Source organism: Allobosea sp. NPDC055353 (assembly GCF_053644975.1).
Map to the genome: position 1 here is coordinate 841,067 of NZ_JBSHMC010000001.1, position 24,494 is coordinate 865,560.

At 67.5% G+C, this 24,494-nt stretch carries 21 protein-coding genes; 13 read left to right on the plus strand and 8 right to left on the minus strand.

The features are described from left to right. Positions 1-19: 19 nt before the first annotated feature. Together ACWIEX_RS03815 and ACWIEX_RS03820 are read left to right on the plus strand one after the other, a co-directional pair. Positions 20-583, plus strand: a complete 564-nt coding sequence (locus ACWIEX_RS03815) for a YceI family protein (protein WP_454031796.1) — start codon at positions 20-22, stop codon at positions 581-583. A gap of 11 nt (positions 584-594) precedes the next feature. After that, on the plus strand, positions 595-1,137 hold the full coding sequence (locus tag ACWIEX_RS03820; protein WP_454031797.1) for a cytochrome b: 543 nt from the start codon (positions 595-597) through the stop codon (positions 1,135-1,137). Here the strand turns inward: ACWIEX_RS03820 and ACWIEX_RS03825 are convergent. The 4 genes from ACWIEX_RS03825 to amaB all read right to left on the minus strand — a co-directional run bounded on the left by ACWIEX_RS03825 (position 1,134) and on the right by amaB (position 6,966). Further along, on the minus strand, positions 1,134-2,810 hold the full coding sequence (locus tag ACWIEX_RS03825) for a thiamine pyrophosphate-binding protein (protein WP_454031798.1): 1,677 nt from the start codon (positions 2,808-2,810) through the stop codon (positions 1,134-1,136). The two genes, ACWIEX_RS03820 and ACWIEX_RS03825, sit on opposite strands and share 4 nt — an antisense overlap. Further along, the gene (locus ACWIEX_RS03830) at positions 2,803-3,990 is read right to left on the minus strand and encodes a CaiB/BaiF CoA transferase family protein (protein ID WP_454031799.1); all 1,188 of its coding nucleotides are present in this window, start codon (positions 3,988-3,990) and stop codon (positions 2,803-2,805) included. The genes ACWIEX_RS03825 and ACWIEX_RS03830 overlap by 8 nt, the downstream gene beginning before the upstream one ends. Positions 3,991-4,098: 108 nt before the next feature. Continuing rightward, a complete protein-coding gene (locus tag ACWIEX_RS03835) occupies positions 4,099-5,295 on the minus strand; it encodes an acyl-CoA dehydrogenase (RefSeq protein ID WP_454031800.1) in 1,197 nt (398 codons plus the stop codon). A 150-nt stretch (positions 5,296-5,445) separates the two neighbouring features. Next, positions 5,446-6,966, minus strand: coding sequence for an L-piperidine-6-carboxylate dehydrogenase (gene amaB, locus ACWIEX_RS03840; protein ID WP_454031801.1), 1,521 nt, complete (start codon positions 6,964-6,966; stop codon positions 5,446-5,448). Between the two features lie 165 nt (positions 6,967-7,131). Here amaB and ACWIEX_RS03845 point away from each other — a divergent pair, with 165 nt between their 5' ends. The 3 genes from ACWIEX_RS03845 to ACWIEX_RS03855 all read left to right on the plus strand — a co-directional run bounded on the left by ACWIEX_RS03845 (position 7,132) and on the right by ACWIEX_RS03855 (position 9,884). Continuing rightward, a complete protein-coding gene (locus ACWIEX_RS03845; protein WP_454031802.1) occupies positions 7,132-8,046 on the plus strand; it encodes a LysR family transcriptional regulator in 915 nt (304 codons plus the stop codon). A 94-nt stretch (positions 8,047-8,140) separates the two neighbouring features. Continuing rightward, a complete protein-coding gene (locus ACWIEX_RS03850; RefSeq protein ID WP_454031803.1) occupies positions 8,141-9,364 on the plus strand; it encodes an NAD(P)/FAD-dependent oxidoreductase in 1,224 nt (407 codons plus the stop codon). 13 nt (positions 9,365-9,377) lie between these two features. Further along, positions 9,378-9,884, plus strand: a complete 507-nt coding sequence (locus ACWIEX_RS03855) for a DinB family protein (protein WP_454031804.1) — start codon at positions 9,378-9,380, stop codon at positions 9,882-9,884. Here the strand turns inward: ACWIEX_RS03855 and ACWIEX_RS03860 are convergent. Beyond that, positions 9,881-10,438 carry a GNAT family acetyltransferase gene (locus tag ACWIEX_RS03860; RefSeq protein WP_454031805.1) on the minus strand — a complete coding sequence of 186 codons (558 nt, stop codon included), beginning with the start codon at positions 10,436-10,438 and terminating at the stop codon, positions 9,881-9,883. The two genes, ACWIEX_RS03855 and ACWIEX_RS03860, sit on opposite strands and share 4 nt — an antisense overlap. Positions 10,439-10,611: 173 nt before the next feature. On the opposite strand from ACWIEX_RS03860, the gene ACWIEX_RS03865 reads away from it, so the two are divergent. The 5 genes from ACWIEX_RS03865 (at position 10,612) to ACWIEX_RS03885 (ending at position 16,567) form a co-directional block, all read left to right on the plus strand. Further along, entirely contained in the window at positions 10,612-11,244 is a 633-nt protein-coding gene (locus ACWIEX_RS03865) for a LysE family translocator (protein ID WP_454031806.1), read from the plus strand. A gap of 8 nt (positions 11,245-11,252) precedes the next feature. Beyond that, positions 11,253-11,816 (plus strand): chromate transporter, encoded by a 564-nt coding sequence (locus ACWIEX_RS03870; RefSeq protein WP_454031807.1) that lies wholly within the window; start codon positions 11,253-11,255, stop codon positions 11,814-11,816. Continuing rightward, on the plus strand, positions 11,816-12,355 hold the full coding sequence (locus ACWIEX_RS03875) for a chromate transporter (RefSeq protein WP_454031808.1): 540 nt from the start codon (positions 11,816-11,818) through the stop codon (positions 12,353-12,355). Before ACWIEX_RS03870 ends, ACWIEX_RS03875 begins: the two co-directional genes overlap by 1 nt. Positions 12,356-12,467: 112 nt before the next feature. Next, positions 12,468-15,236, plus strand: a complete 2,769-nt coding sequence (locus tag ACWIEX_RS03880) for a tetratricopeptide repeat protein (RefSeq protein WP_454031809.1) — start codon at positions 12,468-12,470, stop codon at positions 15,234-15,236. Between the two features lie 122 nt (positions 15,237-15,358). After that, on the plus strand, positions 15,359-16,567 hold the full coding sequence (locus ACWIEX_RS03885) for a M20 family metallopeptidase (RefSeq protein WP_454031810.1): 1,209 nt from the start codon (positions 15,359-15,361) through the stop codon (positions 16,565-16,567). A gap of 6 nt (positions 16,568-16,573) precedes the next feature. Here the strand turns inward: ACWIEX_RS03885 and ACWIEX_RS03890 are convergent, their stop codons facing one another. Next, the gene (locus ACWIEX_RS03890; RefSeq protein WP_454031811.1) at positions 16,574-17,155 is read right to left on the minus strand and encodes a TetR/AcrR family transcriptional regulator; all 582 of its coding nucleotides are present in this window, start codon (positions 17,153-17,155) and stop codon (positions 16,574-16,576) included. A 103-nt stretch (positions 17,156-17,258) separates the two neighbouring features. On the opposite strand from ACWIEX_RS03890, the gene ACWIEX_RS03895 reads away from it, so the two are divergent. Next, entirely contained in the window at positions 17,259-17,480 is a 222-nt protein-coding gene (locus ACWIEX_RS03895) for a putative antibiotic biosynthesis monooxygenase (protein WP_454031812.1), read from the plus strand. A 55-nt stretch (positions 17,481-17,535) separates the two neighbouring features. On the opposite strand, the gene ACWIEX_RS03900 is transcribed toward ACWIEX_RS03895, so the two are convergent. Together ACWIEX_RS03900 and otsB are read right to left on the minus strand one after the other, a co-directional pair. After that, on the minus strand, positions 17,536-19,377 hold the full coding sequence (locus ACWIEX_RS03900) for a glycoside hydrolase family 15 protein (protein ID WP_454031813.1): 1,842 nt from the start codon (positions 19,375-19,377) through the stop codon (positions 17,536-17,538). Positions 19,378-19,379: 2 nt separating this feature from the next. After that, positions 19,380-20,180: a trehalose-phosphatase gene (otsB, locus tag ACWIEX_RS03905; RefSeq protein ID WP_454031814.1), complete on the minus strand. Its 801-nt coding sequence runs from the start codon at positions 20,178-20,180 to the stop codon at positions 19,380-19,382. 280 nt (positions 20,181-20,460) lie between these two features. Between otsB and ACWIEX_RS03910 the strand changes: the two genes are divergently transcribed. Then, complete coding sequence (locus tag ACWIEX_RS03910; RefSeq protein WP_454031815.1) at positions 20,461-22,017, plus strand: alpha,alpha-trehalose-phosphate synthase (UDP-forming); 1,557 nt, start codon at positions 20,461-20,463, stop codon at positions 22,015-22,017. Between the two features lie 181 nt (positions 22,018-22,198). Then, positions 22,199-24,466 (plus strand): phosphoenolpyruvate--protein phosphotransferase, encoded by a 2,268-nt coding sequence (ptsP, locus tag ACWIEX_RS03915; RefSeq protein WP_454031816.1) that lies wholly within the window; start codon positions 22,199-22,201, stop codon positions 24,464-24,466. Positions 24,467-24,494: the final 28 nt, after the last annotated feature.

Below are 24,494 nucleotides of genomic sequence, written 5' to 3' on the forward strand. Positions count from 1 at the left end.
GCTGCCGAGGAGCCATGCCATGATGATGCGTGCGCTGCTTGCCGCGGCTCTTCTCGGGCCGTTTTCCGCTTCGGCCTTTGCGCAGGATAACTGGTCCCTCTCGCAAGGGGGCGAGGTCGTCTTCGTCGCCCGCCATTTCGGTATCCAGACGGCGAGTGGTCGTTTCGGCGCTGTCGACGGCACCTTCGCGCTCGATTTCGACCGGCCGGAGCGCAGCCGGATCAGGATGACGATCCAGACCGCCTCCCTGCATACAGGCGCCGACCTCGTCGACGGCTTCATCAAGGGTCAGACGATGCTCGACGTCGCGCATTATCCGGTCGCCAGCTTCGTCTCCCAGCAGGTGGCGCGCACCGGCGAGCGCAGCCTCTCGATCACGGGCCAACTCACCATCCGGGGCGCGTCGCAGCCCGTCACGGTCATCGCCGTCGCCGAGAGCGATCCGGCCGGCATACGCGCGGGCGGCACTTTGCCCTTCCATGCCAGCGCGAGTTTCTCGCGGGCTGCGTTCGCGATCGGCCGTGAGGTCAACATCGTCGACGATCAGGTCGAGATCGACATCAAGGGCGTGATCTCGCGCTAGGATGGCCGGCGATGCGCTCCCGCTCATGGCATCCGCTTTTCGTCCTGCTGCATTGGCTGACGGTGGTGCTGATTGCCGTGCAATACGGGCTGTCTCGCCTGATGGGCGACGAGGCGCGCGATCTGCTTTCCCGCTTCGCGCTCTACCAGTGGCACAAATCCTTCGGCTTGACGCTCGCCGGGCTCGTCCTGTTGCGCCTTGCCGCCCGGCTCCTGCTGCCGGCGCCCTGGCCGGTCACGATGCCGGGTTGGCAGCGGATCGCGGCCGCGACAGTGCAGGGCGGACTCTACCTCTGCCTGTTGGCACTGCCGGTCACCGGCTTCCTGATGGCGGCCGCGGCGCCGATCCAGGTCCCGACGCTGTTCTTCGGACTATTTTCCGTGCCGCATCCGATCGGCCCGGATCAGGCCATCTATGACGCGATGCTGCGGGCGCATGCGACGCTGTTCGACATCATGGCCGCGCTCGCCTTCATCCATGCCGGCGCGGCCCTTCTGCACCAGTTCGTCCTGAGGGACGGGCTGATGCAGCGGATGTGGTTCGGCCGTTCTTAGTCTTTCTTCTGGGCCGCGAAAGCCTCGGCCCGGATCGTCGAGAGCGACTTGGCCGGGGTGATCGCCTCGGGATCGAGCAGGCAGTGGATGATTGCGGGCTTGCCGCTCTTCACCGCGCGCTCGAAGGCAGGCGCGAACTCCGAGGTCTTCTCGACCCGCTCGCCATGGCCGCCGAAAGCCTTGGCATAGGCGGCGAAGTCCGGGTTCTTCAGCGTCGTCGCCGAGACGCGGCCGGGATATTCGCGCTCCTGATGCATGCGGATCGTGCCGTACATGCCGTTATCGACCACGATGACGATGACGGGCAGGTCGTATTGCACGGCCGTCGCGAAATCCTGGCCGTTCATCAGGAAGCAGCCGTCGCCGGCGAAGGCAATCACCGTTCTGTCAGGGAACATCCGCTTGGCGCCGATCGCGGCCGGCACGCCATAGCCCATCGAGCCGCAGGTCGGGGCGAGCTGCGTCGCGAACTTGTTGAAGCGGTGGAAACGATGCACCCAGGTCGCGTAATTGCCGGCGCCATTGCACATGATGGCATCGTCAGGGAGCTGGCTGCGCAGCCAGCGCACCATCTCGCCGGGATGGAACTCGCCGGGCACGGGCGCCGGCTGCTCGCTCCAGGCGATATAGGCTTCATGCGCGGCAGCGCCGGCGCCCTTCCAGGCCGGAGCCTTGGGCGGCTCGATCGTCTTGAGCGCGGCGCAGAAGCCGGCGGGCGAAGCGTTGATCGCCAGCGTCGGGCGGTAGACCCGGCCGAGCTCTTCCGGATCGGCATGGACATGCACCAGCGGCCGGCCCGGATTGGGAATGCCGAACAGGGTGTAGGACTGGCTCGGCATCTCAGAGAGGCGCCCGCCGACCAGCAGGACGAGGTCGCTCTCCTTGATGCGGGCGAGCAGCTTCGGGTTCGGGCCGATGCCGAGATCGCCGGCGAAGTTCGGATGATCAGCCGGGAACAGCATCTGCCGGCGGAACGAGACCGCGACCGGCAGATCGAAACGCTCGGCAAAGGCCTGGAAGTCGGCGATCGCCTCCGGGCTCCAGCGCGAGCCGCCGAGGATCGCGACCGGCGACTTGGCAGCCGCAAAGCGCTTGGCGAGATCGGCCATCTGCGCCGGGGCGGGGTGCTGCTCGGTGACCTGATAGGGCTCGGCGTCGGCGACATCCGCGAGATCGGTCAGCACGTCCTCGGGCAGCGCGATCACGACCGGGCCAGGACGGCCGGAAGTCGCGACATGGAAGGCGCGGCTGATGATCTCCGGGATGCGCGCGGCATCGTCGATCTCGGTCGCCCACTTGGTCATCGTGCCGAAGACGGCGCGGTAGTCGAGCTCCTGGAAGGCCTCGCGCTCGCGCATGCTGCCGTCGATCTGGCCGACGAAGAGGATCAGCGGGGTCGAGTCCTGGTCGGCGATATGGATGCCGGGCGAGGCGTTGGTGGCGCCGGGACCGCGCGTCACGAAGCAGATGCCGGGCTTGCCGGTGAGCTTGCCGGCCGCTTCCGCCATCATGCAGGCGCCGCCTTCGGCGCGGCAGATGGTGACCTTCATCGAGGCGTCGTGCAGCGCGTCGAGCACGGCGAGATAGCTCTCGCCCGGCACGCAGAAGGCGTCGGTGGCGCCGTGGATCAGAAGCTGGTCGACGAGGATTTGCCCGCCAGTGCGATTAGCCATGATGCGGCCCTCCCCAGGCCGGGTCGTTCAAGATGTCGTCGGCATGTTCGCCGAGCCGCGGGCTCGGACGCCCCGCCACCTGCCGCACGCCGTTCATGACGATCGGCGAGGCGACGGTCGGAATGCTACCCGCCTTGGCGGCTGCGCTCGGCAGGTCGACCCTGACGCCGCGCGCGATCACCTGCGGGTCGGCGAAGACCTCGCCGATATCGTTGATCGGGCCGGCCGGCACGCCGACCTTCTCCAGCGCGGCCAGCAGGTCGAGCTTGGCGTAGCGCTGGCAAAGCAGATGCAGTTTGGCCGTCAGCGCGACGCGGTTCTTCACCCGTGATTTATTGTCGAGATAGTCGGGGTCGTCGGCCAGAGCCGGCTCGCCCAGCACCTCGCAGAGCTTGCGCCACTGCCCGTCATTGCCGGTCGCGATGATGATATGGCCGTCCGCGACCGGGAACACGTCATAGGGCACGATGTTCGGATGCGCGTTGCCGAGGCGCGGTGGCGGATTGCCGCCGACCAGATAGTTCATCGCCTGGTTGCCGAGCACCGCGACCTGCGAGTCGAGCAAGGCGAGATCGAGCGTCGCGCCTTCGCCGATGGTATCGCGCTGGCGCAGGGCCGAGAGGATGCCGACCGTGGCGTAGAGCCCGGTATAGATGTCCGCGACGGCATAGCCCGCCTTCATCGGCGCGCCCGCTGGCTCGCCGGTGATCGACATCGCGCCGCCCATGCCCTGGACGAGGAAGTCGTAGCCGGCGCGCGGCGCGTAGGGGCCGTCCTGCCCGAAGCCGGTGACCGAGCAATAGACCAGGCGCGGGAATTCCTTGCGCAGCGAGGCCGCGTCGAGCCCGTATTTCGAGAGGCCGCCGACCTTGAAGTTCTCGATCACGACGTCGGCATGCGCGGCGAGACGCCGGACCAGCGCCTGACCTTCCGGGGTACGGAAATCAGCGGTGATCGAGCGCTTGCCGCGATTGGCCGCGTGGAAATAGGCGGCGGAGAGATGCTCGTCGCCGGTGCCCTCGACGAAGGGCGGGCCCCATTTGCGGGTGTCGTCGCCCTCGGGCGCCTCGACCTTGACGACATCGGCGCCGAGATCGGCCAGGAGCTGGCCGATCCAGGGACCTGCGAGGATGCGCGCCAGTTCGAGGACGCGCAGGCCGGCGAGGGGAGAGGTCGTCATGGCGGGTTCGGCTCGGGCGTCATGGTCGGGCTGAACCCGACCATCTCCGGGGAGGTTCGCGTGGGACGAGATGCCCGGGTCAAGCCCGGGCATGACGGCTGACGGCGCTCAGAAGAACGCCTGCAGGCCGGTGATCGCCCGGCCGAGGATCAGCGCGTGGACGTCATGCGTGCCCTCATAGGTGTTCACCGTCTCGAGGTTCGCGGCATGGCGCATCACCTGATACTCGATCTGGATGCCGTTGCCGCCATGCATGTCGCGAGCCTGGCGGGCAATGTCGAGCGCCTTGCCGCAATTGTTGCGCTTGACGAGGCTGATCATCTCCGGGGCCATCTTGCCATCGTCGAGCAGGCGCCCGACGCGGAGCGAGCCCTGCAGGCCGAGCGTGATCTCGGTCAGCATGTCCGCGAGCTTCTTCTGGTAGAGCTGCGTCTGGGCGAGCGGCTTGTTGAACTGCTTGCGGTCGAGCCCATACTGGCGCGCGCGATGGAAGCAGTCCTCGGCGGCACCCATCACGCCCCACGAAATGCCGTAGCGGGCGCGGTTGAGGCAGCCGAACGGGCCCGACAGGCCCGAAACGTTCGGCAGCAGGTTCTCTTCCGGCACGATGACGCCGTCCATGACGACCTCGCCGGTGATCGAGGCGCGGAGCGAAAGCTTGCCGCCGATCTTCGGCGCCGAGAGACCCTTCATGCCCTTGTCGAGGATGAAGCCGCGGATCTGGTTGTCATGCGCGGCTGACTTCGCCCAGACGACGAAGACGTCGGCGATCGGCGAGTTCGAGATCCACATCTTCGATCCCGTCAGCTTGTAGCCGTCAGCGACCTTCTCGGCGCGGGTCTTCATGCCGCCGGGATCGGAGCCGGCATCCGGCTCGGTCAGGCCGAAGCAGCCGACCCATTCGCCCGAGCCGAGCTTGGGCAGGTACTTCTTGCGCTGCTCTTCGCTGCCATAGGCATAGATCGGGTACATCACGAGCGAGGACTGCACCGACATCATCGAGCGATAGCCGGAGTCGATGCGTTCGACCTCGCGGGCAACGAGCCCGTAGGAGACATAGTTGGCGCCGGCGCAGCCGTACTCCTCGGGGACGGTGACGCCGAGCAGGCCAAGCTCACCCATTTCGTTGAAGATCGAGCGATCGGTCTTCTCGTCGAGATAGGCTTCCGTGACGCGGGGAGCGAGCTTCTCCTGCGCATAGGCGCGGGCGGTGTCGCGGATCAGCCGCTCGTCCTCGTTCAGCTGCTCGTCGAGCAGATAGGCATCGTCCCAGGTGAACTTCGCGAGCTTGTGGCTGCCGGCCATGGTGTTCGTCTCCCTTGAACTTGTTGCGATGTCATCCCGGGCGACCGGAGGGAGACCCGGGATCCATTCCTGAACGGTTCAGGCATGGATCCCGGCTCTGCGCTTCGCTCCGGCCGGGATGACGACGCGGATGTTGTTAGACCCTACCGATCACGCATCCACGTCGAAGCTGACGCCCTGCGCCAGCGGCAGCGTGGTGCCGTAGTTCACGGTGTTGGTCGCACGGCGCATATAGGCCTTCCAGGCGTCCGAGCCGGCCTCGCGGCCGCCGCCCGTCTCCTTCTCGCCGCCGAACGCGCCGCCGATCTCGGCGCCCGAGGGGCCGATATTGACGTTGGCGATGCCGCAGTCGGAGCCCTCATCGGAGACGAAGAGCTCGGCCTCGCGCATGTTGAGCGTGAAGATCGAGGAGGACAGGCCAGCGCCAACCGCGTTCTGGATCGAGATCGCCTCGTCGATGGACTTGTACTTCATCACGTAGAGGATCGGGGCGAAGGTCTCGCGCTCGACCGGGCCGCACTGGCTGGGCATCTCGACCAGGGCCGGACGAACGTAGAAGCCGCCGGAGCCGATATCGACCTTCTCGCCGCCATGGACCTTGCCACCCTCGGCCTTGGCCTCGGAGAGCGCCTTCTGCATGCCCTGATACGCGGCCTCGTCGACCAGCGGGCCGACCAGAACGCCGGCCTCGCGGGGATCGCCGATCTTCACGGAGCCGTAGACCTTGGCGAGCTTCGGCACGAGCTTGTCGTAGACATCCTCATGCACGATCAGGCGGCGCAAAGTGGTGCAGCGCTGGCCGGCGGTGCCCATCGCAGCGAAAGCGATGCCGCGCAGCGCGATGTCGAGATCGGCCGAGGGAGCGACGATCGCGGCATTGTTGCCGCCGAGCTCAAGGATAGCGCGGGCGAAACGGGCCGCCAGCTTCTGGCCGACTTCCTTGCCCATGCGGGTCGAGCCGGTGGCCGAGACGACCGGGACGCGATGATCCTGGACCAGTATGTCGCCGAGCTCACGGCCGCCGATCAGGACTTCCGACAGGCCGATCGGAGCTTCCGGGCCGAAGCGCTTCATCGTCGTCTCGACGATGGCCTGCACGGCGAGCGCGGTGAGCGGAGTCTTCTCGGAGGGCTTCCAGACGACGCTGTCGCCGCAGACGAAGGCGAGCGCCGCGTTCCACGACCAGACCGCGACCGGGAAGTTGAAGGCCGAGATCACGCCGCAGATGCCGATCGGATGCCAGGTCTCCATCATGCGATGGTTCGGGCGCTCGGTGGCGATGGTCAGGCCGTAGAGCTGGCGCGACAGGCCGACGGCGAAGTCGCAGATGTCGATCATCTCCTGGACCTCGCCGAGGCCCTCGGAGGTGACCTTGCCGGCTTCCAGCGTCACCAGCAGGCCGAGATCGGTCTTGGCAGCGCGCAGCTCCTCGCCGAGCAGGCGGACGAACTCGCCGCGGCGTGGCGCCGGCACCTTGCGCCAGGCGAGATAGGCGGACTGCGCCCGGCCGATCGCGGCCTCGGCCTCGGCCGGGGAGGTTTCGCGCAGCGTGGTCACGGTCTCGCCGGTGATCGGCGAGCGGGCCGAAAGGCCGGCATCGGCATAGGCGCTCTCGGAGACGCCGAGGCGCTTGAGCAGGGCGAGCGTGTCTTTCGGCAGGGATGTGGCCATCTTTGTCTTCCAGCAGTCGCGAGCGGGAGCCTGAAGGGCGCATGCCCCAAGGCACATGACATAAAGGCGCGGGAACCGGGGTCGCCGCGCTTGAGGCCGGCAGAATGCCCTCTTTCGCGTCGCTTGAGCAACCGATATGTTCTCACCACTTGGTGAGTATTTATCATGGATGACGCACTCGTTCCCGGCCGCCTCTCGGTGCCCTCGCTCTCCGCGCTCGCCGCCTTCGAGGCTGCTGCCCGGCATGGCAGTTTCACGCGCGCGGCCGAGGAGCTGAACCTGACGCAGGGCGCGGTCAGCCGGCAGGTCGCGCATCTCGAAAAGGTGCTCGGCGTCAGCCTGTTCGAGCGCGTCAAGAAGCGCGTCAGCCTGACTGCGGCAGGCGCGGCCTATGCCAACGATATCCGCGACGGCCTGTCCCGGCTGGCGGCTGCGACCGTCTCCGCCATGGCCTTTCGCGGCGCCGCAGGCGTGCTCAATCTCGCGACCTTGCCGACTTTCGGTACGCGCTGGCTGATCCCGCGCCTGCCGCGCTTCACCGAGGCCCATCCCGGCATCACCATCAATTTCACCACGCGGCTGGTACCGTTCGATTTTGCCCGCGAGCCGGTCGATGCCGCCGTCCATTTCGGCGCTGAGAACTGGCCGGGTGCACGGCTCCATCGCCTGATGGGCGAGGAGGTCGTGCCGGTCGCGGCGCCCTCCCTGCTGGCGCGCGTCGGCATCACGGAGGCGGCCGACATGCTGCGGGCGCCGCTGCTGCAACAATCGACCCGGCCGCGTGCCTGGGCGAACTGGCTGGAGCAGCAGGGGCTGGCGCCGGAGCGGGCCTTGATGGGGCCGCGCTTCGAGCAGTTCGCCATGATCGCGCAGGCGGCGGTGGCGGGGCTCGGGCTCGCCATCGTGCCGCGTTTCCTGGTCGAGGAGGAATTGCGCTCCGGCTCGCTCGTCATTCCGATCGACCGGCCCGTGACCGGCAAGGACGGCTACTATCTCGTCTACCCAGAGGAGAAGGCCAATCTGCCGACCGTGATTGCCTTCCGCGACTGGCTGCTCGGGGAATGCGCGCCAGCGGGTTAAGGCACCTCTCGACAAGCGCCTCGCGCTCGTTCATTCATGCGCGGAATTCACCAACCCGGCTTTTCCCAGCGAAGCCGGCTGCGCGAGGCCTGCCATGCCGCCCGTCTCCGAAAGCGCCGATGTCGTGATCTGCGGGGGCGCCGCGATCGGCTCCTCCGTCGCCTATCATCTCGCCGCCGATCCCGGCTTCACCGGCAAGGTCGTGGTCATCGAGAAGGACCCGACCTATCGCTTCTCCGCCTCGGCGCTTTCGGCCGCCTCGATCCGCCAGCAGTTTTCGAGTGCGGTGAACATCCGCATCTCGCTCTTCGGCGTCGATTTCCTGCGCAATATCGGGAAGCACCTTGCTGTTGACGGGGAGGTGCCGGCGATCGACCTGCATGAGGGCGGCTATCTCTATCTTGCCAGCGAAGCCGGCGCGCCGATCCTCGAAGCCAACCAGAAGCTGCAGGCGGCCGAAGGTGCGGACATCGCGCTTTACGATCCTGCCGCGCTGAAGCAGCGCTTCCCCTGGCTCAACACCGAGGACCTTGCCTGCGGCACTTTCGGCGTCAGCGGCGAGGGCTGGTTCGACGGCTGGGCGCTGCTCCAGGCCTTCCGCAAGAACGCGCGCAGCCTCGGCGTCGAGTACCGGCAGGGCGAGGTCGCGGGTTACGTTACCGAAGGCGGCCGCGTCACCGCGGTCGAGCTCGCCGATGGCAGCCGCATCGCCTGCGGCGCGGTGGTCAACGCCAGCGGCACCCATGGCGCAAAGCTCGCCGCCACCGCGGGCATTTCGATCCCCGTGAAGTCGATGAAGCGTTATGTCTTCACCTTCACCTGCAAGGGCGACGTCGATGGCTGCCCGCTCCTGATCGATACGACCGGCGCCTGGTGCAGGCAGGAAGGCAAGCGCACGGCTGAAGGCCAGCTCTTCATCGGCAGCTGCTCGCCATTGACGCCCGAGCAGGATGTCGAGTGGATCGAGAACGATCCCGCAGCAGAGGATGTCGACTGGGGCTTCTTCGAGGAGGTGGTCTGGCCCTCGCTCGCCACCCGCATTCCGGCCTTCGAGCAGATCAAGCCCGGCCGCGCCTGGGCCGGCCCCTACGACATGTGCGGGCTCGACCATAATGCCATCATCGGCCCGGCGGTCGGCCTGCCGAACCTCTATCTCGCCAATGGCTTCTCCGGCCATGGCCTGCAGCAATCGCCGGCGGTCGGCCGCGGCCTCGCCGAGCATATCGCGCATGGCCGCTATCGCTCGCTCGACCTTGCCGATCTTGGCCACGAGCGCATCGTTGCAGGCCGGCCGCTCAAGGAGGCCAACGTCATCTGACGAGGAGGCCGCCATGGTCGATCCCGCTTTCGTCCAGACCATGGCCCGTTACAACGCCTGGCAGAACCGCAGCCTGATGGCGGCGGCGGACGGCTTGAGCGACGAAGCTCGCAAGCTCGATCGCGGTGCCTTCTTCAAGTCGATCCACGGTACCTTCAATCATGTCCTCTGGGGCGACGAGGCTTGGCTCAGCCGTCTTGCCGGCAGCGAGAAGCCCTCCGTCGGCGGGCGCGACTCGGCTGTGTATTTCGAGGGCTGGCCGCAGTTCTGCGCACGCCGGCGCCAGCGCGACGAGTTTATTCTCGACTGGGCGGACAAGGTCACGGCCGATTGGCTGCGCGGTACGCTGATCTGGTACTCGGGCGCGGCAGGCCGCGAGATGGGCAGGCCGCGCGGTTTCGTGATCGCGCATTTCTTCAACCATCAGACCCATCATCGCGGCCAGATCCACGCCATGCTCACGGCGGCGGGCGCGAAGCCTGAAGATACCGACCTCTTCTTGGTCGACGAGCCGCGTTAGGCAGGGTCCGCAGCAGGCGCAGCCGGGCGGCGTCTGGGACGTGGGGGTGGCTTGCCGATTGCCAGCGGACGATCGTCGGTTTCGCCCTCTTTCCCATCCTCCCGATCCGGCGGCACCGCCGCCGTCGCGTTCTGGCTGAGCTTCTGGAACAACCCGAGGCCGACCAGCGCCAGCACGGCAAGCAGCATCAGCAGGCCGGGATAGACGATGTCTCCCATGGTCTCGCGTGAGGTCTTGGCGATCAGCACCAGCGATTCCAGCGAGAGCGCCACGATCATGATCGACATGAACTTGGTCAGCGAGCCCCGCGCCTCGGCCGGGCGGCGCATCTCGCGATCCGCGACGACCTCCTCCTCGAACAGGAACTTGCCGACATCGGCGACGGCGACCGCGATGATCACGAGCCCGATCGCGTCCAGCATCGTGTCGAGCGCGCCCTCGCCGGTCCAGAAGCCCTGCGAAGTCCGCCAGACCGCGACGCCGATCAGCACGATCGAAGCGCCGAGCAGCGCGCAGGAGATGATGGTGTAGAGAAGCCGGCTGAACAGCGTCATGTTTCCCCCCGATGCGCTTGCAGGCGACAACCATCGGTAGACCGGTGGGTTCCGTTGCGGCGGGGCAGGGCGTTCCGCATGGCGGGGCTTGCATGGCCGCTCCCATGACGCAGCCGATTGCCGGTTCTCGCGATCCATGGTCCAAGCGCTGAGTTCCCCCGGAGCGCTCTTCCATGCCCGAGACGACGACCCTCATCACCTTCTCGCTGATCGCGCTCGGCATGGTGCTGACGCCCGGCCCCAACATGATCTACCTGATCTCGCGCTCGATCGCGCAGGGCAGGGGCGCCGGCCTGATCTCGCTTTGCGGCGTCATCCTCGGCTTCTTCGTCTACATGTTCTGCGCCGCCTTCGGCATCACGGCGCTGCTCTTCGCGGTGCCCTATGCCTATGACGTGCTCAGGCTCGGCGGCGCGGCCTATCTGCTCTGGCTCGCCTGGCAGGCGGTGCGGCCGGGCGGGCGCTCGCCCTTCCACGTCCGCGATTTGCCCCATGACGGGCCGCGCAAGCTCTTCGCCATGGGCTTCCTGACCAGCCTGCTCAACCCCAAGATCGCGATGTTCTACCTCGCGCTGCTGCCGCAATTCATCGATCCGGCCGCCGGTCATGTGCTGAGCCAGTCGGTCGTGCTCGGCTTCGTCCAGATCGCGATCAGCGGCAGCGTCAACGCGTTGATCGCGACGGCGGCCGGCAGCATCGCGCTGTTCCTCAGGACGCGGCCGTTCTGGTCGCTGGTCCAGCGCTGGTTGATGGGCACGGTGCTCGCCGGCTTCGCGCTGCGCATGGCAATGGAATCGCGGCGTTAGCAGCCGGGATGTCCCTCGAAACCGCATCGGAAGCCCGCCGGCCGAGCCTGCCGGACCTGTTCACCGGTTTCCTCAAGATCGGCCTGATGGGCTTCGGCGGCGTGGGGCCGATCGCGCGCCATATCATCGTCACCGAGCGCAACTGGCTCGACGATCGCGGCTATGCCGAATTGATCGGCATCTGCCAGGCGCTGCCCGGCGCCAACACCGTCAATGCGGCGGTGATGCTGGGCGACCGCTTCCGCGGCGGGATCGGCGCACTGACCTGCGTCTTCGCGCTGATGGCGATGCCGCTGCTCTGCCTGGTCGCACTCGCCAATGGCTATGATGCGGTCTCCGGCCATCCCCTCGCGCAGATCGCCCTGACAGGCGCCGCCGCCAGCGCCGCCGGGCTCATCCTCGGCACCGCCCTGCGGCTGCTGACGAAGGCCGGCCTTGCGCGCTGGGCCTGGCTGATGGCTGCTGCCGCCTTCGTCGCGGTCGGCCTGCTGCGCTTGCCGATGCTGCCGACCTTGCTGGTGCTCGTGCCGCTCGGTCTCGTCGCGGCGACACTGGGAGCGCGGCGGGTCTGATGGAGCGCGGCGTCTTCTTCCAGCTGATCGTCACCTTCGGCACGATCTCCTTGATGGCGATCGGTGGCGCCAATGCCGTGGTGCCGGAGATCCACCGGCAAGTCGTCGAGATCCTCGGCTGGATGGATGCGCCGACCTTCGCCCGCCTCTTCGCCATCGCGCAGACCGCGCCTGGCCCCAACATCATGCTCGGCAGCATCATCGGCTGGCATGTCGCCGGCACGGCCGGTCTGCTGGTCGCAACGACGGCCCTCCTGCTGCCCTCCTGCCTGCTGGCACTCGCCTCGAGCCGTGGCCTGCAGCGCTATGGCGGCAGCCGCCTCGTCCGCATCGTCACGCTCGCGCTGGTGCCGATCGCGCTCGGCCTGATGGTGGCGAGTGGCGTGGTCGCGACGTTGGCCGCCGATGCCGGCCTCGTCGGCTACGCGATCACGGCGGTGAGCGCGCTCGTGACCTATCGCTCGAAGATCAATCCGCTCGTTCCGATGGCGGTCGGGACAATCGCCTATGTCGTCGCCTGGTATGCCGGCATCGCCTGAGCGCGAACCGTCCTGGCGTTAGGTCGTGCATTCAGGGGACGGCATGACGCCACCCTGCCGCCATGCTAGCATCTCCCAACGTCACTCCGGGGACGTTGTCAGGGAGATCGGCATGCCCAGCTTGCTCTCGCGGATGGCGTTCCTTGTCCTCATGCTGCCGATGCTCTCGATGCTCGGCACCCAGACGGCGCAAGCCCAGAAGGCCGGGACGGTCGCGCTCTGCAAGGATGACCGCACCGAAAAAGGGCTCGCGGCCTGCAACGCCATCCTGAAGGGACGCCCCGACCGCAAGGCCAAGGCGATGGCCCATGTCGCGCGCGGCCATACCCAGCTCGCGCTTGGCCGTCCGGCCGAGGCCGAGAAGGACTATACGGAGGCGCTGGCCATCGCGCCCAATTTCGCGGCGCTCTACCGGGATCGCGGCCGCGTCCGCTTCACCCTCGGCAATCGCGATGGGGCGATGGCGGATTTCACCGCCGCGATCGAGAAAGACCCTTTCGATCCGGACAACCACGCCAATCGCGGCTATCTCAGGCTGCTGCAATATGATTTCGCCGGGGCGAACGAGGATCTGCGCAAGGGCCTGTTCTGGCAGAAGCAGCATCCCCGCAGCGATTATCTCCTCGGCCTGCTCGCCTATGCCACCGGCCGCTATACCGATGCGGTGGAGTATGTCGACAAGGCGCGGGGAGGCGGCTTCCGCAGCTCGGAGACTTTCATCACACGGGCGCGCAGCCTGTATTATCTCGGTAGCTTCGAGACCGCCGCGAAGGAGGCGACCGAGGGACTTGCTGCCTTTCCGAAGCAGGTCGACCTGATCGAGATTCGCGCGCGGGCGCGTTCGGCGCGCCGCGAATGGCCGGAGGCTCTCGCCGATGCCGAGCTGGTGGCCGAGGCGCAGCCCCGTTTCGGCCGGGCCTATGCGACACGCGGCACGGTCAAATTCGCGATGAAGGATGTTGCTGGGGCCACCGCAGATGCGGACAAGGCGATCGAACTCGATCCCGGCTTGTTCGATGCCCATGAGCTCAAGGCGGACATCCTGCTCGCTTCGGGCGACCAGCCCGGCGCGCGCGCCGTTCTCGCCCGCTCCGCGGCGCGGACCGATGCGAAGATGGCCTATGACATCGCCTCGCGAGAGCGCCATGCGGCCCGCGTCGCGGAATTCGACAAGCCGAAGCCGATCGTCGTCGCCGATCTCGACGAAGCCGAGCTGAAGAAGCGCTGTACGACCCGCGACGATCCCTTGCGCATGCAGAGCTGCGACCGTCTCGTCGAAACGGCGGCCACGCCGCAGGAGAAGGCGGAGAGGCTGATCCAGCGCGCCAACGCCCGGCCCTTCGACAGCCGAATGGGTGATTTCGATCTGGCCGTGGCGGCCGCGCCCGACTATCTCCCCGCCACGCTCGCTCGCGCCTACGCCCATATGGCGGATTATCGCTACAACAAGGACCTGACGCCGTTCGACCGGGCCTGGGCCGATGCCGACAGCGCGGTGCGGCGTTCCGGCGCCGACAAGGGCATCTGGGCGCAGGCCATGCTGGCGCGCGCCTCTGTCTCCCAGGGCAGGGGGAACTACGAGGCGGCAGTTGCCGACCTCACCGAACTCGTCGCAAGCGATCCGAAGGCACGGTTCTATCGCGCGGACCGCGCCAGCGCCTTCCTGATGGCCGGCAAGCCCGCGCAGGCGCTGGAGGACCTGCGCGAGAAGGCGCGCCTGCCGACGGACGTGCCTGAAGGGCTGCAGGGCGAGGATGATCTCGTCGTCGCGCTCATCGAAACCGGCGCGCTCGACGAGGCTGTCACAGTTCTCGACCACTGGCGGACCAACCGCCTGCCCGGCGCCTATGCCGAGCAGGCCCTGCGGGCGCGCGTTGCGCTGGCCCGTGGCGACGCGGCGGCCGCGCGGGAACTGGCCGCGGCGGCGCTCACTGACAACCGCTTCAACGCCGGGGCGCAGGCAGTGCGCGGACTTGCCGCCGCCCGATTGAGCGATGCGCTCGGCGCGGAAACAGACCTGAGCAAGGTCATCGACGATATCGTGCCCATCCCGTTCCGTGCCCGCACCTCCGGGCTGACGCCGGGCCATGTTGCCGATCTCTTCCTCTGGCGCGGCATCGCCCGCGTGCAATTGAACCGGGTCAACGCCGCGCGCGCCGATTTCGCCGAAGTGATCAAGCGGGCACCGGACCGTGCGCGTGCCTACGCCGAACGCGCGGCGCTGAACCTGCGCTCCGACAATCCGGCCGCCCTGACCGATATCGCGATGGCCCTGCGGATCGAGCCGAACGAGCCGCGCTGGCAGGCCCTCGCCGCCCGGATCAATCTCGCGACCGGAGATCCGGCGGCGGCCGAGCGCTTCGCCAGCGCTGCACTGGTCGCGCCTTCGCCGGAAGCCGATCTGCTGCTGTTGCGCGCCAAGGCGAGGCTCGGCCTCGGGCGCTTCACTGAAGCGGCGGAGGATGCGACGGCCCGGCTCGCGGTGGCTCCCGGCGATGCGGATGCCCTGCTGCTGCGGAGCGATGCCCGGCTCGGGCAGGGCGATGCAACCGCGGCGCTCGCCGATGTCGAGACGGCGATCCGCGTGAAGGCGGGCGACCCGCGTCTCCTGCTCGCAAGGGCGGAACTCAAGGCAAAGCTGGGCGACGTGCCCGGAGCGATCGGCGCTTTCGAAGCCGCGGCGGCAAGGTCGGAAGCGTCGCTCCAGGCCAACAAGCGTCTGGGCGATCTCTATGCCGGGATCGCCTCCGACCAGCTCGCGCTCGGCTATTACGCCAAGGCGCTGGAGCAGCCGAACCGCGCTCCATCCGATGAGGCTATCCGCGACGCGGCTCGCACGGCCCGTGACACCTTGATCCGCCGGATGGCCGCGCCGAAATAGGCGATCGGTAGAGGCCATGCGCGGCATGAATGGCATGGCCATCGCCGCCTGCCATTGCCGCTCACGGCAATGGCGATAAGCTCACTCGCATTGTCCCATCCGGAACGAATGCGAGTGAAGCGATGAGCGCCCTGACCCCCGAGGAGAAAAAGGTCACCGAGTGGCTGGCAAGCCGCAAGGAAGGCATGGTCGCGCTGCTGCGCGAGCTGGTCGACACCGACTCGGGCTCCTACGACAAGGCGGGCGTCGACCGCGCCGGTGACGTCGTAGCGCGCTTCCATCGGGCGAATGGGCTCGATGTCGAGATCGTGCCGGACAGCCGCTTCGGCGATGCGGTCCGCGCCCGCCTGCCCAACCCGACGGCCAACGACCAGCGCCCGGTCATGCTGCTCGGCCATCGCGACACCGTCTTCCCGCAGGGCGAGCCGACGCGCCGGCCCTTCACCATCAAGGGTGGCCGCGCCTATGGCCCGGGCGTCGCCGACATGAAGGCGGGCGTGATGATCTCGGCCTTCGTCGCCGCCGCCTTCGCCGAATGCGGCGGCCTGGCCGCGCCGCTGCTGATGCTGACGACCAGCGACGAGGAAATCGGCTCGCCGTCCTCGCGGCCGGTGATCGAGGCGGCGGCGCGCGAGTCGCGCTGCGTCTTCAATGCCGAGCCCAGCCGCCTGCCGGCCGGAACCGATTTCGCGAAAGACCAGAGACAGTCTGTCACCAGCGGCCGCAAGGGCGGCGTCTTCATGCGCGCCGAGTTCACCGGCAAGCCCGCCCATTCCGGCGCGAATTACGAGAAGGGCGCCTCGGCCATCGTCGATCTCGGCCACAAGATCCCGAAGCTCCAGGGCCTCACCGATCTGGAGAAGGGCATCACCGTCAATGTCGGCCTGATCGGCGGCGGCCAGACGGTCAACACCATCGCTCCCAGCGCCTGGTGCGAGATCGACCTGCGCTATGTCACCGCCGCCCAGCGCGGCGAGATGGTCGGCAAGATCAAGGCGATCATCGAGGCGCCCGAGGTGGTCGGCACCAGCGCGGTGCTCTCGATCAAGGGCGAGTTCCTGCCGCTCGAGCGCTCTTCGGATTCTGCCGCGCTCTACGACACCTATCGCGAGGCTGCCGCCGCCTTCGGGATCGGCGTCACCGCGGAATTCACCGGCGGCTGCGCCGATTCCGGCTTCACCGCGGCGCAGGGCACCCCGACCTTGTGCAGCGTCGGCCCGATCGGCGGCATGGCCCATACCCCGGACGAGTTCCTGGAGGTGGAGAGCATCGTCCCGGCAGCGCAGGTGCTGGCGCTCTCCGTGATGCGGGCTGCCGCCAAGGTGGAGTGAACGCCGTCAGCGGCAGAGCAAGTCGATCTTGCGGCTGAGTGAGGCTTCGTCCTCGCTCAGCCGGTCGGTCAGCACGTGCAGCCAGTTGAACCCGACCCAGAGCTCCAGCCGGTCGTCGATCTCGTCCGGCGAAAACTCGCCGCGCCCGGCGGCGCGCACGAACATCCGGCGTGGTGAGGCGACGCGTTCCGGCATGAACTTGAAGCGCAGGGCGGCGAGTGCGTCCGCGCTCGTCTGCGCCTCGGCGATCAGGCCGCGGAAGACGCGCCCCGCCGCATCCTCGCGCCAGAAGCGCCAGAGATCCCTGGTGTAGCGCAGCAGGTCGGCGCGCAGCGAGCCTTCGTCCGGGACGGGAATGGCGGCGTCCTTCTCGACGCCGTAGATCGCGATGAAGAGCTCGGCCTTGTTCGGCCACCAGCGATAGATCGTCGGCTTGCCCGCGCCGGCGCGCCGCGCGACTTCCTCGATCGAGAAGCCGGCATAGCCCTTCTCGGCCAGCAGTTCCCGCGCTGCCGCCTTCACCGCGGCTTCCGTCTCGGGGCTGCGGCGGGCGCCGATTGAGGCGCGCCGCTTCGGTTTTGGCTCCATCCCGTCGAACTCCTCGCACGTACCGCTCGCGCCTTGACATAACGAAACGGCCCGTTTAGTTCAACGAATAGAAACGGAACGTTTCGTTAAGTGGAGAAGCTTGATGGCTCAGTCTTTCCTGTCGCGCCTTGCCTCGCGTCTGCGCTTTCTCGTCGTGGCGACAGTCGGGGCCTATGCAGCGATCAATCTCGTGCTGGCCGTGCTGGCGCCCTTCACCGCGGGGTGGCCCATTTTTGGCGTCACGGCGCTTGCCGTGCCGCCCATGGTGCTGGCGATGGTCTACGGGGTGATCCCGATCGCCTTCCGCTTCGGCGCGCCGCGCTGAGAAGGATCAGCTCTTCAGGAGAGAGAAAAGGGTTTCGCCTGTAGATAGGATCGCCTCAGAACGCCTCTTCCCAATCGCGGCTCAGGCGCATCGCGCAGTTGATCAGGCCGACATGCGAATAGGTCTGCGGGAAATTGCCCCAGAGCTCGCCGGTCTTGAGGTCGGCATCCTCCGAGAGCAGGCCGAAGCTGTTGCGCCGCTTCAGGATGCGCCCGAACAGCTCCTTAGCTTCATCGCTGCGCCCGATCGCGTTCAGCGCATCGACATACCAGAAGGCGCAGATCAGGAAGCCGGTATGCATGTAGCCGAAATCGTCCTGCGTGGCGTAGCGCAGCAGAAGGTCGCCACGCTTGAGATCGCGGCCGATCGCCTCGACGGTGGCGACGAAGCGGGCATCGTCCGGCTTGACGAAGCCGAGCTCGGCCAGGAGCAGCAAGGTCGCGTCGAGCTCTTCACCGCCGAAGGTCGAGACGAAATGGCCTTTCTGCTCGTTCCAGATCTGCTCGGCGATGGTGTTCTTCAGGCGCTTGGCCTCGCTCTTCCAATATTCCTTCCGGTCGGCGCGCCCGAGCGTCCCGGCGATGCGGGCGAGCCGGTCGCAGGCCGCCCAGCACATCACGCTGGAGAAGGCATGCACCGCCTCCTTCTCGCGTAGCTCCCAAGGGCCGGCATCGGGCTTGTCGAAGACGGCGATCGCGATCTCGCCCATGCGTTCGAGCTGCCCGAACAGCGTGTCCTTGCCCGGCTGGATCAGGCGACGGTCGAAGAAGGAATGTGTCGCGGCCAGCACGACGGCTCCGTAGCCATCGTTCTGGATTTGTGTCGCCGCACCGTTGCCGAACCGCACCGGCTTGTGTCCGCGATAACCCGACAGGTTGCTGGCCTCGAACTCGTCCAGCGCGCCGCCACGGGTGATCGGATAGAGCGGCGGCAGATGCTCGGCGCCGCTTTCGGAGAAGGTGTCGACGATATTGGTGATGAAGCCGAGATAGTCCTCCATCGTCCGTGTCGTGCCGAGGCGGTTCAGCGCGTGCACGACGAAATAGGCGTCGCGCAGCCAGCAATAGCGGTAGTCCCAGTTGCGTTGCGTGCCCGGCGCCTCGGGGATCGAGGTCGTCAAGGCCGCGACGATCGCGCCGGTCTCCTCGAAGGAGCAGAGTTTCAGCGTGATCGCGGCCCGGATGACCTCCTTCTGGTATTCGAACGGGACCGAGAGCGAGCGCACCCAGTCGCGCCAGTAGTCGGTGGTCTTGTCGAGGAACTCGCGCGAAGTCGTCTCGATCTCGGCGCGCAGCGCCTCGTCCGAGCCGATGAAGAAGGAATACGCCTGGTCGACGGCGAAGGGCGTGCCTTCCACGACATAGGAGAGGGGTGCGTTGGTCGTCAGCCGGATCGTCTGGTCGGCGCCGACGAAGCGGACATGGTTGGAGCCGCGCGTCATCTCGTCGGGCTCTTCGCCGATGCTGAGGCAGGGCCTGACCAGCACGCGGATGCGCGGCCGGCCCGAGACGCGCCGGACCCGCCGCACCAGCTGCGGCGGCCGGAAGAAGCGCTCGTAGCGCACGAAGCGCGGGGCGAAATCGAGGATCTCGATCGCGTTGCCCTGGTCGTCGGAGAGCACGGAGGAGAGGATCGCCGTGTTGTCGAGATAGCTCTGCTCGCAGCGCGTCATCCCGACGAGCTCGATGGCGAAGACGCCCTTTTCGGGCTCGGCGTCGCCGTCCTCGGCCTGGTTGTTGATCAGCGAGCAGAAGACGGGGTCGCGGTCGAAGCGGGGGAAGCAGCCCCAGACGATGCGGGCGCGTCGGTCGACGAGCGCGGCGATCGAGCAATTGCCGATCACGCCGAGGTCGAGCGAGGCGGAGTGCTGCCCCGCGGCCGAAGTCGTTACGGTCATGATCAGTCCTGCTTGAAGCTTGAGGCAGTCAGGCTGCCGCCTTCGGCGGCTTCGAGAAGGATATGCCGCAGGGCGGTCGGCGAGGCCAGCCGGCAGGTGGCATGGCTCTCGCGGTCGGCGCCGATACGGACCGAGACGCCGCCCATGGCGTTGACCGCCTCGAAGCCGTCCTCGTCGGTGATGTCGTCGCCGATGAAGACCGGCTGGCGGCCGGCATAGGTCGGCGTCGCCATCAGCCAGGCGATGGCACTGCCCTTGCTGGCGCCGGCGGGAACCAGTTCGGCGACGGCCTTGCCTTCCTGCAGGCGCATGCCCGGCCCCAGCTTCACGGCGATGCTGCGCATCAGCGCCAGGGCTTCGGCCTCCAGCGAAGGCGCCAGCCGCCAGTGCAGCGCGATCGAGATGCGCTTGTCCTCGACGATGATGCCGACATGGCTGTTGGCGAAGCGGACGAGATCGCGCAGCGCCCCATGCATGTCCTCATGCGTATCTGCCTGGGAGCGGATCTCGCCGTCGACACGAATCTGGGCCCCGTGCAGCCCGGCGATATCGAAACGGTGCGGTGCCAGGACGCCGTCGAGAAAGCCGATAGGCCGGCCGGAGACGAGCGCCAGCGCGCCGCCGAGCTGGGCACGCAGCGCCATCAGCGCCGGAGCCACCCGCCGGTCGAGATGCACGTCTTCCGGTGAGGGAGCGATTTCCACGAGCGTTCCGTCGAAATCCAAAAAAAGAGCGATCTCGCTGCCCGGGGAAGCGGTTTCATCGGGCCTCGCGGCAGTATCGGGTTCGATCAATGTCGTCATCGTTTCGTATCTGGGCAGAGAAGGCGGCAGAAGAGCGGCCAAGCGACCAAGGACATCCTTTTCTGTCTTGTCGCCTAGCCATAGCCGCGGCGAAAATGAAGGTCGAGGGATTGCCTCGATCTGTCGAAAGCCTACCATGTCGTCGCGATTTCACCGCACGGCTGCCACAGCGCTGCCATGTGACCGCGTCCGCACCACGGAAACATTACGCTTTCGGAAGCGTTCTGTTCCTGCCGCCGATGGCGAAATGCGGGCGGCCCCTGCCGGAGAATGCGAGTTTATGCGTCTTGTCATCGTTTCCAATCGCGTCACGATTCCCGATCGCCACGAAAAGGTGATGGCGGGAGGGCTGGCCGTCGCCCTGCGCGAAGCGCTGGAGCAGCGCGGCGGGCTGTGGTTCGGCTGGAGCGGAGCGGTAAGCGAAGGCGCGCCGGCGCCGGTCCGGCAGGTCGAGCAGGGCAACGTCACCTATGCCGTGACCGATCTCAGCGAGGCCGAGCGCCAGAGCTACTATCTCGGCTTCTCGAACCGGGCGCTCTGGCCGCTGATGCATTACCGGCTTGGCCTCACCGAGTTCCAGCGCAGCGACTATATGGGCTATCTCGGCGTCAATCGGCGCTTTGCCCGCGCGCTCGCCGGGCTGATCAAGCCTGACGACATGATCTGGATCCACGACTACCATCTGATCCCGCTGGCGGCGGAGTTGCGCCGGCGCGGCATCACGAACCGCATCGGCTATTTCCATCACATCCCCTGGCCTGCGGCGGAGGTCATTTCCGCCTTGCCCTTCAGTGCGACGCTGATCCGCACCATGGCAGCCTATGACCTCGTCGGGATGCAGACCGAGGTCGACGCCCGTAACCTGATCGACGGGCTCGTCTCCCTTTGCGGCGCCCGCACCGATGGAAAGCGCGTGCGGTTGGGGCTGCGCGAAACCTCCGTGCAGGCCTTTCCGATCGGGATCGACGTCGAGGGCTTCCGCCGGCTCGCCGCCGCCTCCGCCCGACAGGCGACGACGCCGCTGCGCGCCACCAAGGAATCCCTTGGCGAGCGCAAGCTCGTCATCGGGGTCGACCGGCTCGACTATTCCAAGGGCATCGTCCAGCGGCTGGAGGCTTTCGGCGAGTTCCTGCGCGACCATCCGGAGGAGCGCGGGCGCGTCAGCCTGCTGCAGATCGCCCCGCCCTCGCGCAGCGACGTGCCCGAATATGCCGACCTGGACCGCCAGTCCGACGAAGTTGCCGGCCGCCTCAACGCCCAGCTCGGCGAATTCGACTGGACGCCGATCCGCGTGGTCAAGAAGGCCTATTCCCGCAAGGCGCTGGCCGGCTTCTACCGCCGCGCCCAGGTCGGCCTGGTCACGCCGATGCGCGACGGGATGAATCTCGTCGCCAAGGAATATATCGCGGCGCAGGATCCGGCCGATCCGGGCGTGCTCGTGCTCTCGCGCTTCGCCGGTGCGGCCCAGCAGATGGGCGAGGCGCTGATCGTCAATCCCTTCGATTCCCGTGAGGTTGCAGAAGCGATCCGCACCGCGCTCGCCATGCCCAAGACCGAGCGCATCCGCCGCTTCGAGAAACTCTATGCCATCATCGCGGCCACCGATATCGACTGGTGGACACGGCAATACCTGCTGGCCCTGTCCGGGGCGGCCGAGGCATTGGCCGTGGGTAAAGAGCGCAAGGAACCACGTGCCGGCACGCGGCGGGCAGGTCGGGGCGAGACATCGGCCGCGTCATCGGCTGCCCCGGAAGCCGGTGTCCGCAAGGTGTCGGCAGGATCGCGCCGGAAGCGGAGTGCCGCCGAGACCTCTCACCTCGTTTTGGTGCGGCCCTGAGACTTCGGCCGCGAGCCCAAAAACGACGGAAATCCTGGGGTGATGCTGCGGGCCCTGTTCGCGGCCCTTGCCGAATAAGGTCTTTGGTCGCTAGAAGGCAGCATGACCGGAGTGGGCGACTCAGGTCTGGACAGGCATCGTATCGTCGATGGCTGAGGAGGCGGGCGGAGGGCTGAGATCGATGCGAGGCGCTCTCGGAGGACCGGGCGTTCTGTTGCGCCGTCTCCGCGAGGTTATGGCGGCATCGATCAGCCCGCAGGAGCGGCTGGACCGGCTCGTTGTCCTGATCGCCGGCAATCTCGTCGCCGAAGTCTGCTCCGTCTACGTCCTGCGCGAGGACGGCTCGCTTGAACTCTACGCGACCGAAGGCCTCAACCGCGAGGCGGTCCACCTCACCACCATGCGGGCGGGCGAGGGCCTCGTCGGCCTGATCGCGAGCGAGGCCGAGCCGTTGGCGCTGTCGGACGCGCAGGCTCACCCTTCCTTCTCATACCGTCCGGAGACGGGCGAAGAGGTCTACCGCTCGTTCCTCGGCGTGCCGATCCTGCGTGGCGGCGCCGTGATGGGCGTGCTCGTCATCCAGAATCGGGCCTCGCGACTCTATTCCGAAGACGAGATCGAGACCCTTCAGACCACCGCCATGCTGATGGCGGAGATGATCGCGGCCGGCGGGCTCAAGTCGCTGGCGGCGCCCGGCGCCTCGATCGGCCTCGATCGTCCGATCCACGGCGTCGGCGTGGCGCTGGCCGATGGCGTCGGCCTTGGCCATGTCGTGCTGCACGAGCCGCGCGTCGCGATCACCAATCTCATCGCCGAGAATCCGGCTGCCGAGGTCGGCCGGCTCGAAGCGGCGATCGGGGAGATGCGGGCCTCGATCGACGAGCTGGTCGAGCGCGGCGACGTCGCCCATACCGGCGAGCATCGCGATGTTCTCGAGACCTTCCGCATGTTCGCCCATGACCAGGGCTGGCTGCGCCGCATGCGCGAGGTCGTGCTGACCGGCCTCACCGCCGAGGCGGCGGTCGAGCGCGTCCAGTCCGACACGCGCGCCAAGATGCTGCGCCAGACCGACCCCTATCTGCGCGAGCGGCTGCACGATCTCGACGATCTCGCCGACCGGCTGCTGCGCACGCTGGTCGGGAAGGCCAACGGCGTCGCCCGCGAGAACCTGCCGGAGAACGCCATCCTCGTCGCCCGCTCGATGGGGCCGGCGGCCCTGCTCGACTATGATCGCGCCCATCTGCGCGGGCTCGTGCTGGAGGAGGGCGGGCCGACCAGCCATATCGCCATCGTCGCCCGCGCGCTCGGCATCCCCGCCGTCGGCGAGGTCGTCAATGCGACGGCGCTGGTCGAGGCGGGCGATGCCATCATCGTCGACGGCCAGGCCGGCGAGGTGCAGATCCGCCCGCAGCCCGATGTCGAGAACGCCTACAAGGACAAGGCGCGGCTGCGTGCCCGCAAGCAGAAGCAGTACCAGAAGCTCAAGGAGCTTCCAGCGGTGACCCGCGACGGGGTCGACATCACCCTGCAGATCAATGCCGGCCTCTTCGTCGATCTGCCGAATCTGGAAGCCACCGCGGCCTCCGGCATCGGCCTGTTCCGCACCGAATTGCAGTTCATGGTGGCACAGCACATGCCGACCACCGCCGAGCAGCAGGCGCTTTATGCCACGGTGCTGGACGCCGCTGCGGAACGGCCTGTGACCTTCCGCACGCTCGATATCGGCGGCGACAAGGTGCTGCCCTATATGGAGCGGGTCGAGGAGGAGAATCCGGCGCTCGGCTGGCGCGCGATCCGCATCGGCCTCGACAAGCCGCGGCTGCTGCGGGCGCAGGTGCGCGCGATGCTGCGGGCCGGGGCGGGGCGGGATCTCAAGATCATGCTGCCGATGGTCGCGACCACCGAGGAGTTCCGCCGTGCCCGCATGATCATCCGTCGCGAGCAGGCCATGCTGGAGAAGCAGGGCGTTGCCCCGCCGCGCGATCTCAGGGTCGGCGTCATGGTCGAGGTGCCGTCGCTGTTGTTCGAGCTGGGGGAGATCGCGCGTGAGGCCGATTTCCTGTCGATCGGCACCAACGACCTCATGCAGTTCCTGTTCGCCGCCGATCGTGAGAACAAGCGTGTCGCCGACCGCTTCGATCCGCTCGGCGTCGGCGCCCTCAGGGCTCTCAGGCGTATCGTCGAGGCTGCCGCCGAGACCGGCTGCCCCGTCACTGTCTGCGGCGAGATGGGCGGCAAGCCGCTGGAAACCATGGCCCTGATCGGCCTGGGCTATCGCGGCTTCTCGATGTCGGCCGCCTCGATCGGGCCGGTCAAGGCGATGCTGCGCGCGCTCGACGCCGGCAAGCTGCGCGAGCGCATGGACTGGATGCTGGCCTCTCCGGAAGGCGCCACCAATCTGCGCCCGCAACTCGCCGCCTTCGCGACCGAGTTCAAGGTCCCGGTCTAGCGACGCTGCTTCTGCAGCCGCTGCCGCT

Bases quoted from the DNA above. Each gene is read 5' to 3' on its own strand.
- ACWIEX_RS03815 (WP_454031796.1), top strand. From the start codon at position 20: ATGATGATGCGTGCGCTGCTTGCCGCGGCTCTTCTCGGGCCGTTTTCC.
- ACWIEX_RS03820 (WP_454031797.1), top strand. From the start codon at position 595: ATGCGCTCCCGCTCATGGCATCCGCTTTTCGTCCTGCTGCATTGGCTG.
- ACWIEX_RS03825 (WP_454031798.1), bottom strand. From the start codon at position 2,810: ATGGCTAATCGCACTGGCGGGCAAATCCTCGTCGACCAGCTTCTGATC.
- ACWIEX_RS03830 (WP_454031799.1), bottom strand. From the start codon at position 3,990: ATGACGACCTCTCCCCTCGCCGGCCTGCGCGTCCTCGAACTGGCGCGC.
- ACWIEX_RS03835 (WP_454031800.1), bottom strand. From the start codon at position 5,295: ATGGCCGGCAGCCACAAGCTCGCGAAGTTCACCTGGGACGATGCCTAT.
- amaB (WP_454031801.1), bottom strand. From the start codon at position 6,966: ATGGCCACATCCCTGCCGAAAGACACGCTCGCCCTGCTCAAGCGCCTC.
- ACWIEX_RS03845 (WP_454031802.1), top strand. From the start codon at position 7,132: ATGGATGACGCACTCGTTCCCGGCCGCCTCTCGGTGCCCTCGCTCTCC.
- ACWIEX_RS03850 (WP_454031803.1), top strand. From the start codon at position 8,141: ATGCCGCCCGTCTCCGAAAGCGCCGATGTCGTGATCTGCGGGGGCGCC.
- ACWIEX_RS03855 (WP_454031804.1), top strand. From the start codon at position 9,378: ATGGTCGATCCCGCTTTCGTCCAGACCATGGCCCGTTACAACGCCTGG.
- ACWIEX_RS03860 (WP_454031805.1), bottom strand. From the start codon at position 10,438: ATGACGCTGTTCAGCCGGCTTCTCTACACCATCATCTCCTGCGCGCTG.
- ACWIEX_RS03865 (WP_454031806.1), top strand. From the start codon at position 10,612: ATGCCCGAGACGACGACCCTCATCACCTTCTCGCTGATCGCGCTCGGC.
- ACWIEX_RS03870 (WP_454031807.1), top strand. From the start codon at position 11,253: ATGTCCCTCGAAACCGCATCGGAAGCCCGCCGGCCGAGCCTGCCGGAC.
- ACWIEX_RS03875 (WP_454031808.1), top strand. From the start codon at position 11,816: ATGGAGCGCGGCGTCTTCTTCCAGCTGATCGTCACCTTCGGCACGATC.
- ACWIEX_RS03880 (WP_454031809.1), top strand. From the start codon at position 12,468: ATGCCCAGCTTGCTCTCGCGGATGGCGTTCCTTGTCCTCATGCTGCCG.
- ACWIEX_RS03885 (WP_454031810.1), top strand. From the start codon at position 15,359: ATGAGCGCCCTGACCCCCGAGGAGAAAAAGGTCACCGAGTGGCTGGCA.
- ACWIEX_RS03890 (WP_454031811.1), bottom strand. From the start codon at position 17,155: ATGGAGCCAAAACCGAAGCGGCGCGCCTCAATCGGCGCCCGCCGCAGC.
- ACWIEX_RS03895 (WP_454031812.1), top strand. From the start codon at position 17,259: ATGGCTCAGTCTTTCCTGTCGCGCCTTGCCTCGCGTCTGCGCTTTCTC.
- ACWIEX_RS03900 (WP_454031813.1), bottom strand. From the start codon at position 19,377: ATGACCGTAACGACTTCGGCCGCGGGGCAGCACTCCGCCTCGCTCGAC.
- otsB (WP_454031814.1), bottom strand. From the start codon at position 20,180: ATGACGACATTGATCGAACCCGATACTGCCGCGAGGCCCGATGAAACC.
- ACWIEX_RS03910 (WP_454031815.1), top strand. From the start codon at position 20,461: ATGCGTCTTGTCATCGTTTCCAATCGCGTCACGATTCCCGATCGCCAC.
- ptsP (WP_454031816.1), top strand. From the start codon at position 22,199: ATGCGAGGCGCTCTCGGAGGACCGGGCGTTCTGTTGCGCCGTCTCCGC.